The sequence below is a fragment of the Microbacterium aurantiacum genome (assembly GCF_002872075.1).
Taxonomy (GTDB): Bacteria; Actinomycetota; Actinomycetes; order Actinomycetales; family Microbacteriaceae; genus Microbacterium; species Microbacterium aurantiacum_A.
In genome coordinates this window covers 177,806-192,946 of the sequence record NZ_PGGU01000016.1, presented here as the reverse complement: position 1 = coordinate 192,946, position 15,141 = coordinate 177,806, and the positions used below count along the sequence as shown (strand labels likewise).

General features: G+C 68.3%; 17 protein-coding genes. 10 read left to right on the top strand and 7 right to left on the bottom strand.

The features are described 5' to 3' along the window. Positions 1-293 precede the first annotated feature (293 nt). The 6 genes from rpmB to CUR96_RS11640 all read left to right on the top strand — a co-directional run bounded on the left by rpmB (position 294) and on the right by CUR96_RS11640 (position 4,880). The gene (gene rpmB / locus CUR96_RS11665) at positions 294-530 is read left to right on the top strand and encodes a 50S ribosomal protein L28 (protein ID WP_102193484.1); all 237 of its coding nucleotides are present in this window, start codon (positions 294-296) and stop codon (positions 528-530) included. Then, on the top strand, positions 530-700 hold the full coding sequence (rpmG, locus tag CUR96_RS11660) for a 50S ribosomal protein L33 (RefSeq protein ID WP_102193483.1): 171 nt from the start codon (positions 530-532) through the stop codon (positions 698-700). Before rpmB ends, rpmG begins: the two co-directional genes overlap by 1 nt. Positions 701-702: 2 nt before the next feature. After that, on the top strand, positions 703-1,008 hold the full coding sequence (rpsN, locus tag CUR96_RS11655) for a 30S ribosomal protein S14 (RefSeq protein ID WP_102193482.1): 306 nt from the start codon (positions 703-705) through the stop codon (positions 1,006-1,008). Positions 1,009-1,275: 267 nt separating this feature from the next. Continuing rightward, positions 1,276-2,100, top strand: coding sequence for an endonuclease domain-containing protein (locus CUR96_RS11650; protein WP_102193481.1), 825 nt, complete (start codon positions 1,276-1,278; stop codon positions 2,098-2,100). Between the two features lie 354 nt (positions 2,101-2,454). Further along, positions 2,455-2,742: an HU family DNA-binding protein gene (locus tag CUR96_RS11645; protein ID WP_033105720.1), complete on the top strand. Its 288-nt coding sequence runs from the start codon at positions 2,455-2,457 to the stop codon at positions 2,740-2,742. Positions 2,743-2,873: 131 nt separating this feature from the next. After that, positions 2,874-4,880, top strand: a complete 2,007-nt coding sequence (locus CUR96_RS11640) for a cytochrome c oxidase assembly protein (protein WP_102193480.1) — start codon at positions 2,874-2,876, stop codon at positions 4,878-4,880. Between the two features lie 15 nt (positions 4,881-4,895). Here the strand turns inward: CUR96_RS11640 and CUR96_RS11635 are convergent, their stop codons facing one another. Beyond that, on the bottom strand, positions 4,896-5,969 hold the full coding sequence (locus CUR96_RS11635) for a hypothetical protein (RefSeq protein ID WP_102193479.1): 1,074 nt from the start codon (positions 5,967-5,969) through the stop codon (positions 4,896-4,898). A 125-nt stretch (positions 5,970-6,094) separates the two neighbouring features. On the opposite strand from CUR96_RS11635, the gene CUR96_RS11630 reads away from it, so the two are divergent. Continuing rightward, complete coding sequence (locus tag CUR96_RS11630) at positions 6,095-7,477, top strand: ATP-dependent DNA helicase (RefSeq protein ID WP_180969012.1); 1,383 nt, start codon at positions 6,095-6,097, stop codon at positions 7,475-7,477. 17 nt (positions 7,478-7,494) lie between these two features. Here CUR96_RS11630 and CUR96_RS11625 read toward each other — a convergent pair whose 3' ends face one another. After that, positions 7,495-8,142 (bottom strand): heme oxygenase (biliverdin-producing), encoded by a 648-nt coding sequence (locus CUR96_RS11625; RefSeq protein WP_102193477.1) that lies wholly within the window; start codon positions 8,140-8,142, stop codon positions 7,495-7,497. Positions 8,143-8,199: 57 nt separating this feature from the next. Continuing rightward, a complete protein-coding gene (locus CUR96_RS11620) occupies positions 8,200-8,514 on the bottom strand; it encodes a DUF2470 domain-containing protein (protein WP_102193975.1) in 315 nt (104 codons plus the stop codon). 95 nt (positions 8,515-8,609) lie between these two features. On the opposite strand from CUR96_RS11620, the gene CUR96_RS11615 reads away from it, so the two are divergent. Further along, positions 8,610-9,899 carry a serine hydrolase domain-containing protein gene (locus tag CUR96_RS11615; protein ID WP_102193476.1) on the top strand — a complete coding sequence of 430 codons (1,290 nt, stop codon included), beginning with the start codon at positions 8,610-8,612 and terminating at the stop codon, positions 9,897-9,899. A gap of 44 nt (positions 9,900-9,943) precedes the next feature. Further along, positions 9,944-10,960 carry a magnesium and cobalt transport protein CorA gene (locus tag CUR96_RS11610; RefSeq protein ID WP_102193475.1) on the top strand — a complete coding sequence of 339 codons (1,017 nt, stop codon included), beginning with the start codon at positions 9,944-9,946 and terminating at the stop codon, positions 10,958-10,960. Between the two features lie 38 nt (positions 10,961-10,998). On the opposite strand, the gene CUR96_RS11605 is transcribed toward CUR96_RS11610, so the two are convergent. From CUR96_RS11605 to CUR96_RS11590, 4 genes are read right to left on the bottom strand one after another with little or no spacing between them, the layout of a single operon-like run. After that, complete coding sequence (locus tag CUR96_RS11605) at positions 10,999-11,493, bottom strand: methylated-DNA--[protein]-cysteine S-methyltransferase (RefSeq protein ID WP_102193474.1); 495 nt, start codon at positions 11,491-11,493, stop codon at positions 10,999-11,001. A 58-nt stretch (positions 11,494-11,551) separates the two neighbouring features. Continuing rightward, the gene (locus CUR96_RS11600) at positions 11,552-11,764 is read right to left on the bottom strand and encodes a multidrug transporter (protein WP_102193473.1); all 213 of its coding nucleotides are present in this window, start codon (positions 11,762-11,764) and stop codon (positions 11,552-11,554) included. Further along, positions 11,751-13,118, bottom strand: a complete 1,368-nt coding sequence (locus CUR96_RS11595) for an APC family permease (RefSeq protein WP_102193472.1) — start codon at positions 13,116-13,118, stop codon at positions 11,751-11,753. Before CUR96_RS11595 ends, CUR96_RS11600 begins: the two co-directional genes overlap by 14 nt. Positions 13,119-13,177: 59 nt before the next feature. Next, positions 13,178-14,134 carry an NADP-dependent oxidoreductase gene (locus CUR96_RS11590; RefSeq protein WP_102193471.1) on the bottom strand — a complete coding sequence of 319 codons (957 nt, stop codon included), beginning with the start codon at positions 14,132-14,134 and terminating at the stop codon, positions 13,178-13,180. Between the two features lie 158 nt (positions 14,135-14,292). On the opposite strand from CUR96_RS11590, the gene CUR96_RS11585 reads away from it, so the two are divergent. Next, positions 14,293-15,141: a pyruvate, water dikinase regulatory protein gene (locus CUR96_RS11585; protein WP_245861222.1), complete on the top strand. Its 849-nt coding sequence runs from the start codon at positions 14,293-14,295 to the stop codon at positions 15,139-15,141.

Sequence of the window (15,141 nt, the reverse complement as noted above, 5' to 3'; positions counted from 1 at the left end):
GTCTCTGGACTGACCGACTCCCTCTCCGGGTTTCACAGAGCGCAAACGGCTCGATAAACAACTCGAATACAGCCCTTTGCGCTCTTTGAATCGTCGGGGAAGGGGTGGGGAACGGGGCGGGCGACGCCCGGTGCATCCGCCGTGCTAGACTGACTCTTTGTCTGCGCACACTCCTGTGCGCAGTTCGTGTGCTTCCCCTCCTGAACTCCGAGCGATCGGGCCAGGGGAGAGGTATGCAGACAAGGGATCTTGGGTGAGACCGTCCGGTCTCACGGTAATGAAGGAGTCACATCATGGCAGCAGTGTGCCAGGTGACCGGAGCTGTTCCCGGCTTCGGACACGCAATCTCGCACTCGCACCGCCGGACGAAGCGTCGCTTCGACCCGAACGTGCAGAAGAAGACCTATTTCGTCGCGTCGCTCGGTCGTAAGATCACGCTGAACGTGTCCGCCAAGGGCATCAAGGTGATCGACGTGCGCGGGATCGAGAACGTCGTCAAGGACCTCCAGGCGAAGGGTGTGAAGCTCTAATGGCCAAGAAGGCTCAGGACGTTCGTCCGATCATCAAGATGCGTTCGACCGCAGGCACGGGGTACACCTACGTGACCAAGAAGAACCGTCGCAACACCCCTGACCGCCTGGTGCTGAAGAAGTATGACCCGGTCATCCGTCGGCACGTCGAATTCCGCGAGGAGCGTTAATCATGGCGAAGAAGAGCAAGATCGCTCGTAACGAGCAGCGCAAGGTCATCGTCGAGCGTTACGCAGAGCGTCGCGCCGAGCTGAAGAAGACCCTCGTCGACCCGAACGCGACCGACGAGGCCCGCGAGGCCGCCCGCGTCGGCATGCAGAAGCTGCCGCGCAACGCGTCGCCGGCTCGCGTCCGTTCGCGCGACGTCATCGACGGCCGCCCCCGTGGTGTCCTCACGAAGTTCGGCATCTCGCGTGTCCGCTTCCGTGACATGGCGCACCGCGGCGAGCTGCCCGGCGTCACCAAGTCCAGCTGGTAAGTCTCAGCAGACAGCCGAAAGGGGCGGGGATCTTCGGATCCTCGCCCCTTTCGCGTACCCGGCAGCCGTCCGCCCCGCACGCCTCGCTGCGAAGGACTCCGCACGGTACGAAGGAACGGATGCGGCAACTGGCTCCTTCGCAGTGTGAGATCTCCTTCGCAGCATGCGGGAGGCACTGCTTCTGCACTGTCGAGCACCGCGCCGGCTCATCCACGGTTCGCGATTTCTGGCCGCTGCTGGTGGAGTCACCTGCACCAGGCTGTCGGCATGGACCCGGTCGCCATGATCCGCACGCTCGGCGGGATCGCCCGCACCCGCACACTTCTCACCGCCGGCGTCAGCGCTCACGCGCTGCGGCGCGCGAAGGAGACCTCGCAGATCCGGACGGTGCGTCGCGGATGGGTTGCGAGCGCGGACGCCGACCCTCACGTGGTGGGCGCCGTGCGCCGCGGCGTGCTGCTCAGCTGCATCACCGTCGCCGAGAGGCGGGGGCTCTGGGTGCCGCAGCGGGGGCACATCCACGTCGTTGCGAAACCCAATGCGGCCAGGATCGAGGTCCCGGAGAAGGTCGTCGTTCACTGGTCGCGGCCGGTCGTGCCCCGCATCCCGGATGCGGTCGAGGACGACCTCATCAACACGCTGGTGCTGGTGGCACTGTGCCAGCCGTTCGAATCGGCCCTCGTGATCTGGGAGTCGGCGCTGAACAAGCAGCTCGTGGAGCGCGCGCAGCTTCTCGGACTCGACCTGCCCGCCGCCGCGAGAGCAGTGCTGGATCAGGCAAGACCGTTCGCAGATTCTGGGCTCGAGACCATCGTGATCTTCCGGCTGCGGTGGCTGAAGGTGCCGATGCTGCCGCAGGCGTGGGTGCACGGCCACAGAGTGGATCTGCTGATCGGAGACCGTCTCATCATCCAGATCGACGGTGCGACTCACACCGGAGCCCAGCGCACCAGCGACATCGAGCATGACGCGCAGCTGAAGTTGCGCGGATATCACGTGCTCCGCTTCAGTTACGAGCAGATCATGGAGCGCTGGCCCGAAGTACAGGCCGTCATCATGCACGCCGTCGCCCAGTGCCTCCACGTTGCCTGACTCGCACTCATCCGCACTCGCCTGCTGCGAAGGACATCGCGCGCTTCGAAGGATGCTGCCGCGGCATCCGTTCCTTCGTAGCGGGTGTTCTCCTTCACAGCGAGCGGGACGTGCCGACCGCCTTGCACGGGCCCCGGAATCACGCGGATGGGCCCCCGAGAACTCCCCAAAAGTCCCCGAATCGTGGTGCCAGAGTGACGAAAGTGACGCGACACGCCACCGAAATGCCCAAAACCCGCGAAATGACGCGGAAATACGGCCAGTCGTTGATACATTCAAGGCGGTCACTCGACCAGGGGCATCCGCTCCGACACCAACAACGATGCGACGGGAACCTCGTCGCTGGAGGATGACATGGCTGACAAGTCCATCACCAAGACCGAGCTCGTCGCGAGCATCGCTTCCGCCACCGGCCAGAGCCAGGCCACCGTCTCGGGTGTCCTCGACGCGCTCTTCGGCACTGTCTCCGACGCCGTTGCCAAGGGCAGCAAGGTCTCGATCCCGGGCTGGATCTCCTTCGAGCAGGTCGACACCGCAGCTCGCACGGGCCGCAACCCGCAGACCGGCGCCGAGATCAAGATCCCGGCCGGCAAGCGCGTCAAGGTGACCGCTGGTTCCAAGCTCAAGGCTGCCGTCAAGTAGGACCGCACCTCATCGAAGGCCGTCTCCGATCCGTCGGGGACGGCCTTCGGCGTTCGCGGGCGCCGGCGCGGGCGGGCGGATGCGCATCACCCTCGGTCGGGCGATCCGGACGTGCGGCTTAGGCTTGACAGGTGAGTTCCCGTGCGCCGTCGACCCGAAGCAGTTCGGCATACCGCGTCGCGGGCATCGCGATTCTCGCGTCGGCCGCTCTCGTCGCTGTCGTGATCGCGCTGATCGCCGGCGGCGGCGCGGCGCCCCTCCTGCTCGGCGATCCCGGCCCGTTCGTGCGCTGGGCGACGCCGATCGCGAAGCTGATCATGAACCTCGGCGCGGCCGCCATGCTCGGCTCTCTCGTGCTGGCGCTGTTCGCCCTGCGCAGCGAGGAGGAGCCCTTCGACTTCGCCTTGAACATCGCGTCGATCGGCGCCGCCGTGTTCACCGTCGCGTCAGGCCTCGCCGGTTTCCTCGCTTTCATGGCGGCGTTCAACCCGAAGATCTCCATCGAGCGCGAGTTCGGCACGCAGCTCGGCCGCTTCCTGCTCGAACTGCCGCTCGGCCAGTCGTGGCTCATCACCACCATCATGGGCAGCGTGATCACGGTGCTCGCCTTCGCGTGGCGCACCTGGACGCCCACCCTCCTCACGGCGATCCTGGCTGCGGCATCCTTCCTCCCCCTCGCCTCGCAGGGCCACGCCGGAGACCTCGCCGGCCACAATGTCGCGGTCAACTCGATCCTGCTGCACACGGTCGGCGCGGCGGTCTGGCTCGGGGGACTTCTGCTCGTCGTGCTGCTGCGGAACCGCAGCGGCATCGACATCACGTCGCTGGTGCGCCGCTACTCGAGTCTCGCCATCGCCTCGTTCGCCGTCGTCGCCGTCTCCGGGGTCGCCCGTTCGCTCGTCGCCATCGTCGAGTGGAGCCAGCTCTGGACGCCGTACGGCGCGATCCTGTTCGCGAAGGCCGTCGTGCTGCTGGGGATGGGCGCGCTCGGCGCCTGGTACCGCGTGCGCCTCATCCCGAAGCTCGAGAGCGAGCGTCCCGCCCGGTGGTTCTGGATGCTGGTGCTCTGCGAGGTCGCGCTGATGGGCGTCGCCTCGGGGGCGGCCGCCGCCCTCTCGCGCACGCCTCCGCCCGCGGGAGAGGAGTCGTTCGCGCAGACGCCCGCCGAGATCCTCACCCGTTCGCCGCTGCCTCCGGAGTTCACGCTCGATCGCTGGTTCACCGCCTGGGACCTCGACATCCTCTGGCTCGTCGTCGCCGGATTCGGCCTCTTCCTCTACCTCGCGGGCGCCTGGCGCCTGCACCGCCGGGGCGACCGGTGGCCGATCCATCGCACCGTCTTCTGGGTGCTGGGGATGCTGATGCTCGTGTGGGTCACCGGCGGCCCGATCAACGCGTATCAGGAGTACCTGTTCAGCGTGCACATGCTGGGGCACATGATGCTCTCGATGGCGATCCCGCTGCTGCTCGTCTCCGGGGCGCCGATCACCCTCGCGCTGCGCGCGGTCCGCAAGCGCGACGACGGCACCCGCGGCGGACGCGAGTGGATCATGTGGGCGGTGCACTCGCCCTTCGCCCGAGTCGTCACGCATCCGTTCGTCGCCGCAGCCATCTTCATCGTCTCGCTGTGGGCGTTCTACTTCACCGATCTCGTCCGCTGGTCGATGTACGAGCATCTCGGCCACGAGTGGATGGTGATCCACTTCCTCACGTCCGGCTACCTGTTCGTGATGAGCCTCGTCGGCGCCGATCCGGTGCCGTACCGGCTGCCTTATCCCGGGCGCCTCATCACGCTGATCGCGGTGATGGCGATGCACGCCTTCTTCGGCGTCGCCATCATGATGCAGGAGGGGCTGATGGTCGCCGACTGGTTCGGCGCGATGGGACGCGACTGGGGGCCCGCGCCGATCGACGACCAGTACATCGGCGGCGGCATCGCCTGGTCGATCGGCGAGATCCCCACGCTCATCCTGGCGATCACCGTCGCGATCCAGTGGAGCCGCAGCGACACGAAGCTGCAGCGTCGTCGTGACCGGCACGCCGACCGCACCGGTGAGGCCGAGCTGGAGGAGTACAACGCGAACCTGGTGGCGCTCGCCGAACGCGACCGGCGCCGCGAACAGCGCGCAGGGCGCTGAGCCCGCCGGAGCGGCTCAGCCCACTTCGGGCTGATCGCCGGGTGACCCGACCTTGATCGAGGCCGACCCGTCGGGCAGGATCACGATCGTGCCGTTCACCTGGAAGGGCACGTCCTCCGAGATCGGGCTGACCGAGCCGTCGAAGAGCGACTTGACGTCGACGTCGATGTGGGCGACGGCGTCGGCCGCGGGGATCATCCAGTGCGCGCCGTCCGGGGCGACCGTGACCACCGGCTGCGTGGTGATCGACCACTTCGGCGCGGACGCGATCCGGTTCGCGACCTCCATGCCGAACGGGCAGGCCGTCGGCTGCAGCACCTCCTGTGCGGTGCATTCGACGAGGAACTCCTCGACTCGTTTCTGCACCACCGCGACGAACTCCTCGGTCGGCTCGGTCTGCAGGTCGACGGGCGTCGTCGCCAGGGGGGCGTCCGCGAGCACGCTGACGCCTGCGGATGTCGAGATCGCCGTGTCGACGGTGACCGAGTACAGGCCGGGTGTGAACACGAGAAGGGGGAGCGGATCGAGCGGGGCGGCCTCCGTACCCGCTGCGGAGACCTGGCGCCGGTCGACCTCGAAGCCGTTCACGGCGAACTGGTCGGCACCGCGCACGGTGAGCTCGATCGCGGCCAGCGGGCTGGTCGAGAACCGCCAGTTCGGGGTGACGCCCACCCAGCCGTCCTGCTCGACGGCGAACGTGGTCGATCCCTCGTGCTTGCCGGCCCGGTACGACACGGTGACCGACGTCGCTCCGTCGACGGTCTTCTCCGAGTCGATCTCGACGTCGGTGAGAGGAGCGAGCGCCGTCTGGCGCAGCAGCGCCTCGGATGCCGTCGCGTCGATCCCGGCCGTCGCCAGCGTCTCGCGATCGAGGGCGACACCCGGCACGTGCAGCGCATCGGCGGCGCGCCCGGACGAGAGGAGGTCGAGGTAGCGCGCGACGAAGGCCGAAGGACCGTAGAACTGCTGGTACAGAGTGACTCCGCCGGCGCCGATGGCGGCGACGAGCATCACGCCCACCAGGGCGAGGAGTGCGAGGTCGACGCCGAGACGGGCACGCCGAGGCGCTCTCGTCTCTGCCGAATTCATGGCGCCAGTCTAAGAGTGCGTCCTGGGACGATGCCGAGCGTCGCGGGTGTCGAGCGGATGCCGAGGCTCCGGCGCGCCGTAGCATGGATGGGCATCCGCATCCGCCCGCTCCCCGTGAGAGATCCGTGTCCCTTCCCGCCCTGTCCGAGGAACAGCAAGAGCTGTTCCGTCTCATCGAGGACACCAACGAGCACGTCTTCATCACCGGACGCGCCGGCACCGGCAAGTCGACACTGCTGCAGCATTTCGCGTGGAACACCGAGAAGCAGATCGCGATCTGCGCGCCGACCGGTGTGGCCGCTCTCAATGTCGAGGGGCAGACGATCCACTCGCTGTTCCGTCTGCCCATCGGGCTCATCGCCGGCGGCGACATCGACCAGAACGACGCCACCCGCCGCATCCTGAACGCGATCGAGACGCTCGTCATCGATGAGATCTCGATGGTGAACGCCGACCTCATGGACGCGATCGATCGTTCGCTGCGACAGGCCAGAGGCCGTCGGGGGGAACCGTTCGGCGGCGTGCAGGTCGTCATGTTCGGCGACCCGTACCAGCTGGCTCCGGTGCCGCCGCGCGGCGACGAGCTGCGGTACATCCAGGACCACTACCGCTCGTTCTGGTTCTTCGACGCGAAGGTCTGGGCCGGGTCGTCGGATGCCGAGGGCGGCCTCTTCGACCTCGGCCGTCACGGTGCCGAGCTTCACGTCCGCGAGCTCGTGCAGATCCACCGCCAGTCCGACGACGGGTTCAAGGCGATGCTCAACGCGGTGCGCTACGGGCGCGTGACCGCGGAGATCGCCGGGGTGCTCAACGCGCAGGGCGCACGGACGCCGCCGGATCCCGATCCCGGCGAGACGCCGATGATCACCCTCGCCACGCGCAACGACATCGTCAACAACATCAACGGGCGTCACCTCGCGGCGCTGCCGGGCAAGGAGCAGACCGCACGGGCCGAGGTCTCCGGCGACTTCGGCCGAGGCGAGGCCGCGCTGCCGGCCGAGGCCGAACTGAAGCTGAAGGTCGGCGCGCAGGTGATGTTCCTGCGCAACGACACGTCGATGTCGGGGGAGCCGCCGCGCTGGGTGAACGGCACGATCGGCACGGTCACGCGCATCCTCGGCGGTTCGGTCCGCGTCGACATCGACGGCGAGGAGGTCGACGTCGAACCGGCCGTGTGGGAGCGATACCGCTATGCCTACGAGCCGTCGACCAAGAAGCTGAGCCGTGACGTGGTGGCCGAGTTCACCCAGTTCCCGCTGCGTCTGGCGTGGGCGGTCACCATCCACAAGTCGCAGGGCAAGACCTACGAGCGCGCGATCATCGACCTCGGTTCCGGCGCGTTCGCGCCAGGGCAGACCTACGTGGCACTGAGCCGGCTCACGTCTCTGGACGGCCTGTACCTGTCACGGGCGCTGCGGCCCAGCGACATCCGCGTCGACGAGGACGTGCGCCGCTTCATGCGGGAGGCGTACCTGGCGGCATCCACTCCCGAGCTCCCGAAGGGCTGAGATCCCGGGGCGGATGCTCAGGCGGCTGCGCGGGCGCGATCGAGGTCTTCGAACAGCTCGGTGTTGAAGCGGTAGGCGAGAAGCACCTCGTCGATCACGCGCTCGCGCTCGGCTTCGTCCCACGGGGCGGCGTCGAGCTGCTCGCGATAGACGTCCTTGAACGCGGACGGGTCGGCGATGTCATCGAAGAGGTAGAACCCGATGCCGTTGGTCTCGAATCCGAAGCGCCGCGCCATCACCCGGCCGATGAAGACGCCGCCGGAGAGGTCGCCGAGGTAGCGGGTGTAGTGATGGGCGACGAAGCCGCCCGCCCAGGTCGCGCCGACCTGGCGGATGCGATCGACGTAGCGCCGGGTCGTCGGCAGCAGCGCGATCTGCTCTCGCCACTCGGGGCCGACGAGGAACTCGAGGTCGGCCTCGAGCGCAGGAAGACGGGTGAGCTTGTCGCTGAGGAAGACGGATGCGACGGGGTCATGGCGCATCCGCTCCGCTGCGCTCTCGAGCGCCTCGTAGATGAAGTAGTGCTGCGCGACGAGGGCGGTGTAGTCGTCGCGCGACGCGCTTCCGCTCAGGAGGTCGGCCATGAAGCCGGCGTGCTCGCTGGCGGAGTGCGACCCGGAGGAGCGCTCGCGCAGCGCCGCGGAGAAGGAGAGGAGCTCGGACATGGCATCAGTGTAAGGCGTGCCTTACTTTGACGGAAGCCCTGCGGAGTCCTCCCGGGGTCAGGCGTGCGGACGGGGCTCGATGCCCAGTCGCGCGCAGGCGGCGTCGTAGATCGCGACGACCTCGCGCCGAACGGCGGGTCGATCGGCGATGGGCCCGCTCGGCCACGCGACGCGCAACTGGATCGACGCTGCCCCGCGTGTGATCTCCCAGACGCCGCCGTCGCCGTCGAACCCGGTCATCACGGCACCCGTCACCGCGCCGCCCTCGGGGTCCGCGAATGCGCGGGCGATGAGAAGGTTGTCTGCGGCGTGATCGCCGTTCATGTGGCGGAGGACGGCGGTCACCACGTCGGCGTCGAAGATGTGCGGCACGCTCACACTGTACGGGGAGCGGGGGAGAGCGTCCGATGCGGTCTTTCAGGATCGGCGTTCTAGACTCGGGGAACACGTCTCCGGGGGTTTCATCCATGCAGCTTCTCTCGTCGCGCAGCCGGCGCGCGGCCGCGGCCACTGCCGCAGTGCTCGCGCTCATCCTCACGGGCTGCGCGCCCGGTGACAGCGACTTCTCCTACACGCCGCCGGCGCAGGTCGACGGCGACCTCCCCGAAGAGACCCTCGTGCCTCTGCAGGAGGCCGTCTCCGCCGCCATGACGGCGGCCGGAGCATCCGGGGCCATCGTCGGGGTCTGGGTCCCGTGGAGTGGCAGCTGGGTGTCCGCGATGGGAACACAGGAGCCGGGCGGTGCCGAGGTCAGCACCGACATGTCGTTCCGGATCGCCGACGTCACCCGCCTGATGACCTGCGACGTGTTCTACGGCCTCGTCGACGACGGCATCGTCAAGACCACCGCCAAGGTCCCCGACTACGTCTCCGGCGTGGCCGACATGAAGGACGTCACCCTCCTCGACCTCTGCAACGGCACCAGCGGGGTGGGTTCCTCCGAGGAGATCGTGAAGTCGTCCTGGCTGAACACCCCCGAGCGGCACTGGGCGCCGCTCGAGCTCGCCAGCTACGGTCTGGGCCGAGCCCGGGTTCCGGCGCACACCACCTACCGCGACTCCGACGCGGGTTACCTCCTGCTCGGCCTCGCCCTGGAACGCGCTTCCGGGATGAGCGCATCGGCGCTGATCGCCAAGTACGTCACCCGGCCCCTCGATCTCGAGAACACCTCGCTGCCCGGCGCGGCGGCGGCCCCGCCGTCGACCGGTCCGGTGCTGAACGGCCACTACCTCACCCCCGTCGAGGGCGGATACGACTGCACCGCGCCGGTGGACATCACCACGCTCTCCGCGAGTTCGGGCTTCACCGACTCGGGGGCCGTCTCCACCATCACCGACCTCGGCCGCTACATGCAGGCCGAGGCTGAGCAGGCGCTCCGCTCGAAGGAGGAGCCCGCTCGTTTCGCCGCTCCCCTCCCGGCGTATCAGGACGCGCCGTCCTGGTTCCAGGCGACGGGTGGTGCCTACGTCGTCGGCTCGATGATCGGCCAGCACGGCTGGACCCCTGGCTACGCCACCGCGGCCTATTCCGATCCGGCGACAGGCTTCACGGTGGCCGTCGTCCTGAACGATTCCACGGCCGGCAGCGCCGTCGTGACCGCTCTCGCCTGGGAACTCGCGGCGATCGCCTCGAAGGCGCCCGCCGCGTCGGGGCAGACCGCGCCTGAGTTCGGCCTCCCGTTCACCGCCGAGCAGTATCACGAGCAGATCGCGGCTGCAGCGCTGCCGTGCGTGGCACCACCCGCGGCCGAGGGGTAGGCGGTCCGGGCCGAGTGCCCGCGGTGAAGGGAGAAGGTGGCACGATGGCGATCATCGACAATGCGATCTACGTCAACGGCATCCGTACCGAGAACCCGCAGAGCCTGAGCGAGACGTTCGAGCGGATGCGTGAACGCGGCGGGTTGAGCTGGATCGGGTTGTATCGACCCAGCCCCGAGGAGATCCGCGAAGTGGCCGATGAGTTCGGCATCCACGAGCTCGTGGTGGAGGATGCCCTGGCGGGCCATCAGCGCGCGAAGCTGGAGCGCTACGGCGATGTGCTCTTCATGGTGCTCCGCCCGGCTCGCTACCTCGATGCCGCGGAGGAGGTGGAGTTCGGCGAGGTGCACGTGCTCGTCGGGCCCGATTTCGTCGTCACCATCCGGCACGCGGAGTCACCGGACCTCGGGCGGGTGCGCCGACGGCTGGAGGGCGACCCCGAACTTCTCGCCCGCGGGCCGGAGGCGGTGCTCTACGCGATCCTCGACGAGGTCGTCGACGAGTACGCGCCGGTGCTCGCCGGTCTGGAGAACGACATCGACGAGATCGAGAGTCAGCTGTTCGAGGATGATGTCGACGCCACGCAGCGCATCTATGAGCTGGGCCGCGAGGTGATCGACTTCCAGCGCGCGACGCAGCCGCTGTCCGGGATGCTGGATGCTCTGCTGCGCGGCTCCGAGAAGTATCAGGTCGACGTGGAACTGCAGCGGTATCTGCGAGACGTCCTCGATCACACCCTGCGCGTGACCGACCGCGCGACGACTTTCCGCACGGTGCTCGACAACGCGCTCACCGTCGAGTCGACGATCGTGGCGCGCCGCCAGAACGAGGAGATGCGGCGGATGACGGAGCTCAGCATCCGCCAGAACGACGAGGTCAAGAAGATCTCCGGCTGGGCAGCGATCCTGTTCGCCCCGACGCTGATCGGCGGCATCTACGGCATGAACTTCGACGTCATGCCGGAGCTCCACTGGGCGTGGGGGTACCCGATGGCCATCGGCCTCATGCTCGCCATGGGCGTCGGGCTGTACGCGGTGTTCAAACGCAAGGGCTGGTTGTAGGGCCGGATCGCCGGCTCGCGCGTCAGAACAATCTCGCGTCAGAACAATGGAGCGGGCAACGCGCCCTCGAGTTCGAGCAGTGCCCGCTTGGTGGCGAGGCCGGAGCCGTGGTCGCCGCCCGAGTATCCGCCGAGGCCGTCGCTCGCCAGCACCCGGTGACACGGCACGACGATCGGGACGGGGTTCGCGCCCATGATCGCACCGATGCCGCGGGCGGGCACACCGGTGCCGCTGCGTGCCGCGAGCTGCCCGTAGGTCACCGATTCGCCGTAACCGACGTCCTCGTGGAGCGTCGTCAGCACGATGCGTGTCGATTCCGACTGCACGCCGACGTCGACGGGCAACGTGAAGCGCCGCAGGTCGCCGGCGAAATAGGCCGCCAGCTGCCGCAACGCATCCGTCAGCAGCGGATCGGGTTCATCCACGGCATCCTCCGGCCGCGTCGGCCGCCAGCTGACGCGGGTGATCGCCGCCCCGTCGGACACCACGCCGATCACGCCGACCGGGGTCTGCAGTGTGCCGAAGTATCGCATGGGCCGAGCTTACGCGCCACGGACGCCGGTGAAGCCGGGCGAAGTGCGGCGTTCTCTCTCAGCCTTCGTCGTCGATCGGCATCCCCGGACCCGGCCCAGGACGCACCGGGGCATCCGGGGCGATGTCGACGCGGGTGATCCCATCGTGCTCGCTGACCTCGACGCGGGGGGCCGCATCGGCTTCGGTGGCGTCCGGTGCGGACGTCAGCTGATCGTGACGCTTCTCCTCGTTCGTCATCTCGTCGACGCGCTCGTCGTCAGGCTTCGTCATGGATCCTGTCCTTCTCCTCGGTGGTGTCGGTCGTGGAATGGGCGCGGCGCCGCCACCTCGCCAGCAGGTAGAGCACTCCTCCGGCCGCGAGCAGCGCCGCGCCGAAGAGCCAGACGACGGGGCGCTGCTGAGTGAGGAGCAGGATGCAGGATGCGATGCCGAGGATCGGCAGGAGCGTCCAGACGCGGAAGTGGTCGTGGTCGACGCGGTCGCGTCGGAGCACCAGCACCGACACGTTCGCACTCAGGAAGACGAAGAGGAGCAGCAGGACGACGGTCTCGGCCAGCGTCGCGAGATCGCCGATGAGGGTGAGGCCCATGGCGACCACGGTGGTGGTGAGGATCGCGACCCACGGCGTCCTGCGCTTCGGGAGCACCCGCGACAGGGCGTCCGGGAGGAGCTTCTGCTCCGACATCCCGTAGGTCAGGCGGCTCACCATGATCATCGTCAGAAGCGCGCCGTTGGCCACGGCGATGAGTGCGATGAGGCTGAAGAGCCACGAGGGCACGCTCACACCCGTCGCCTCGACGACCGCGAGCAGGGGGCCGGTGGACTCCTGCAGTTCGGCGGCTGGGAGGGCGACCGAGCTCGCGAGACCGACCAGCACGTAGACGACGCCCGCGGTGAACAGCGAGGCGAAGAGCGCGCGGGGGTAGTTCCGGCTCGGATCCTTGACCTCTTCGATCATGTTGGCGGAGGTCTCGAAACCGACGAACGAGTAGTAGGCGATGACCGCTCCGGCCAGCACCGCCACGGCGACGCTCGTGCCCTCCGGGGCCTGGGTGATCCGGGAGAGGTCGCCGCCACCGCCGCCGACGAAGATCGACACGACGGCGATGACGATGACGAGCCCGCTCAGCTCGATGGCTGTCATCGCCAGGTTGGCGCCCATCGATTCGCGGATGCCGCGGGCGTTCAGAGCGGCCACGAGGGCGAGGAAGACGATGGCGGCAGGGATCGTCGGCACGTCGATGAAGGTGCTCAGATAGTCACCGGCGAAGGCGATCGAGAGCCCGGCGGCGCTCACCACCCCGGCGGCCAGCATGCAGAAGCCGACGAGGAACGAGACCAGCGGGCTGCGGAACGCCCGCTCTGCGAACACTGCCGCGCCGCCGGCGCGCGGGTACTTCGTGACCAGCTCGGCGTAGGAGCCCGCGGTGAGCAGGGCGAGCAGCAGTGCCAGCAGCAGCGGCGCCCACAGCATCCCGCCCACCTTCTCGGAGAGCACACCCATGAGGGCGTAGATGCCCGCGCCGAGCACGTCGCCGAGGATGAAGGCGAAAAGCAGTGGTCCGGTGATCGCCCGTCGCAGGCCGGTCGGTGCAGCACTGTCTGTCTTGATCTCGGTCGTCATGCCGCCAAGCTAGAGATGACCTTCCCACGCCGCACCGGGGTTGACAACGTCGGGCGGCCTCAGGACGGCTGCTCCTCCGTGACGATCACGATCTTGCCGGTGGCGTGCCCCGCAATCGAACGCGCATAGGCCTCTCGCACCCGTTCGAGCGGGTGCACGGAGTCGATGGGCAGTCCGAGGTCGCCGTCGGCCAGCATCCGCGCCACGACGGCGAGTTCCGCGGATCCGGCTGCCGCGCCCCCGACACCGGCGACGGGATGCCGTTGCCGCGCCTCGTAGTCGGCCACGGTGTTGATCCGGTGCGGACTCACTCCGAGGGCGAGCGCGATGGCGACGGTGCCGTGGCCGACGGTGTCGAGCACCGCCGTGAATCCGTTCGGTGCGGCGGCGCGCAGCGCGTCAGGAAGACCGGGCCCGTAGGCGACCGGCTCGATCCCGAACGAGCGGAGAAGGTCGTGATTGCCCGGGCTCGCGGTGCCGATCACGCGCGCGCCGCGGTGGATGCAGAGCTGCGCGGTGAGGGTGCCGACACCGCCGGCGGCTCCGCTGACGAGCACCGTGTCACCGGCGGTGATGCGCTGGGACTGCACGCTCGCGAAGGCGGTGCGCCCGACCACGTTCAGGGCCCCGGCGACGACGAGCGACAGGCCGTCCGGAACTCGCACCAGAAGCGCGGGATCGATCACGAGATGGTCGGCCTGCGCGTGGAACCGGAGCCCGCCGAACACACGCTCCCCGGGCCGCCATCTCTCCACATCGGCGCCGGTGCTCACGATGGTTCCCGCGAAGTCGTAGCCGTTGCCCGAGGGAAGGCTGCGCTCATAGGGGTCGTGCATCGGCTGGCCGCTGAACAGCTTCCAGTCCACGGGGTTCACCCCGGCGGCCGCGACGCGCACGAGAACCTCGTCCGACGCCGGTACCGGTACGGGGCGGTGTTCGAGCTCCAGCACCTCTGGACCGCCGAAGCGCCGGAAGACGACGCGCCGTGAGCTGTCGGCGCGCGCCTGTGTGGTCATGACTCCACCCTAGGAGCCTCAGCGGATGCCGAGGCTCGGTCCGAGTCGTTGCCGTCACGATAAATCTTCTGATTCTTATGCGAAGAAGCCTGCATATCAGGAGCAATTTCTTTCCTAGGCTCACCTCAAGTCCTTTCCCGAACCGAGGTCCGCCTGCTGTGTCCCCCACTGATCCCGCCCTGCCGCTCGGCGTCGCTGCGGAGACCCGTGATGCCTTCTTCGTTTCGGACAGCACGGGTATCACGGCCGAGACGCTCGGCAACGCCCTGCTCGCGAACTTCCCCGGCGTGCGGTTCCGCCGCCACACGGTGCCCTTCGTCGACACGGTCGACGGGGCGCAGAACGTGATCGGCAGCATCCGTTCCAGCGGATCGACAGGCGGCGCCCCGATCGTCTTCACCACTGTGAAGTCCGCGCAGATCCTCGCCGCGCTGAGCGGATCCGGCGCCGTGATGATCGATCTCCTCGGCGGCCACCTGCGCGAACTCGAGACGAGCCTGGGCAGCGCAGCATCGGAGCAGCTGGGCCAGTACCACGGCGTCGGCGACATCGAGCGCTACTTCGCCAGGATGCGTGCCGTCGAGTACGCGATCGAGCACGACGACGGTCAGAGCATGCGCGCCCTCGACATCGCCGACGTGATCATCATCGCGCCGTCGCGCTGCGGCAAGACGCCGACGACCATGTACCTGGCGCTGCAGTACGGGCTGCTCGTCGCGAACTACCCGCTCACCGACGACGACTTCCCCGCCGACGGTCTTCCCCGCGCCGTCGCGAAGTATGCCGCGAAGTGCTTCGGGCTGACCACAACGCCGCTCCGGCTCAGCCAGGTACGCCATGAGCGCCGTCCGGACAGCACCTACTCGAGTCTCGCCCAGTGCACGCTCGAGATCCGCCGGGCCGAGGACCTCTATCGCCGCAACCGCGTTCCCTTCCTCAACTCCTCCACGAAATCCGTGGAGGAGATGTCGGCCGTGATCATGCAGTCCATGCGGCTGCGCAGCTGA

What these genes read in the sequence shown, in the direction of transcription:
- rpsN (WP_102193482.1), top strand. Translation starts at nt 703, where the DNA reads ATGGCGAAGAAGAGCAAGATCGCTCGTAACGAGCAGCGCAAGGTCATC.
- CUR96_RS11590 (WP_102193471.1), bottom strand. Translation starts at nt 14,134, where the DNA reads ATGACCACACAGGCGCGCGCCGACAGCTCACGGCGCGTCGTCTTCCGG.
- CUR96_RS11650 (WP_102193481.1), top strand. Translation starts at nt 1,276, where the DNA reads ATGGACCCGGTCGCCATGATCCGCACGCTCGGCGGGATCGCCCGCACC.
- CUR96_RS11600 (WP_102193473.1), bottom strand. Translation starts at nt 11,764, where the DNA reads ATGACGAAGCCTGACGACGAGCGCGTCGACGAGATGACGAACGAGGAG.
- CUR96_RS11595 (WP_102193472.1), bottom strand. Translation starts at nt 13,118, where the DNA reads ATGACGACCGAGATCAAGACAGACAGTGCTGCACCGACCGGCCTGCGA.
- CUR96_RS11645 (WP_033105720.1), top strand. Translation starts at nt 2,455, where the DNA reads ATGGCTGACAAGTCCATCACCAAGACCGAGCTCGTCGCGAGCATCGCT.
- rpmG (WP_102193483.1), top strand. Translation starts at nt 530, where the DNA reads ATGGCCAAGAAGGCTCAGGACGTTCGTCCGATCATCAAGATGCGTTCG.
- CUR96_RS11635 (WP_102193479.1), bottom strand. Translation starts at nt 5,969, where the DNA reads ATGAATTCGGCAGAGACGAGAGCGCCTCGGCGTGCCCGTCTCGGCGTC.
- CUR96_RS11610 (WP_102193475.1), top strand. Translation starts at nt 9,944, where the DNA reads ATGGCGATCATCGACAATGCGATCTACGTCAACGGCATCCGTACCGAG.
- CUR96_RS11605 (WP_102193474.1), bottom strand. Translation starts at nt 11,493, where the DNA reads ATGCGATACTTCGGCACACTGCAGACCCCGGTCGGCGTGATCGGCGTG.
- CUR96_RS11625 (WP_102193477.1), bottom strand. Translation starts at nt 8,142, where the DNA reads ATGTCCGAGCTCCTCTCCTTCTCCGCGGCGCTGCGCGAGCGCTCCTCC.
- rpmB (WP_102193484.1), top strand. Translation starts at nt 294, where the DNA reads ATGGCAGCAGTGTGCCAGGTGACCGGAGCTGTTCCCGGCTTCGGACAC.
- CUR96_RS11615 (WP_102193476.1), top strand. Translation starts at nt 8,610, where the DNA reads ATGCAGCTTCTCTCGTCGCGCAGCCGGCGCGCGGCCGCGGCCACTGCC.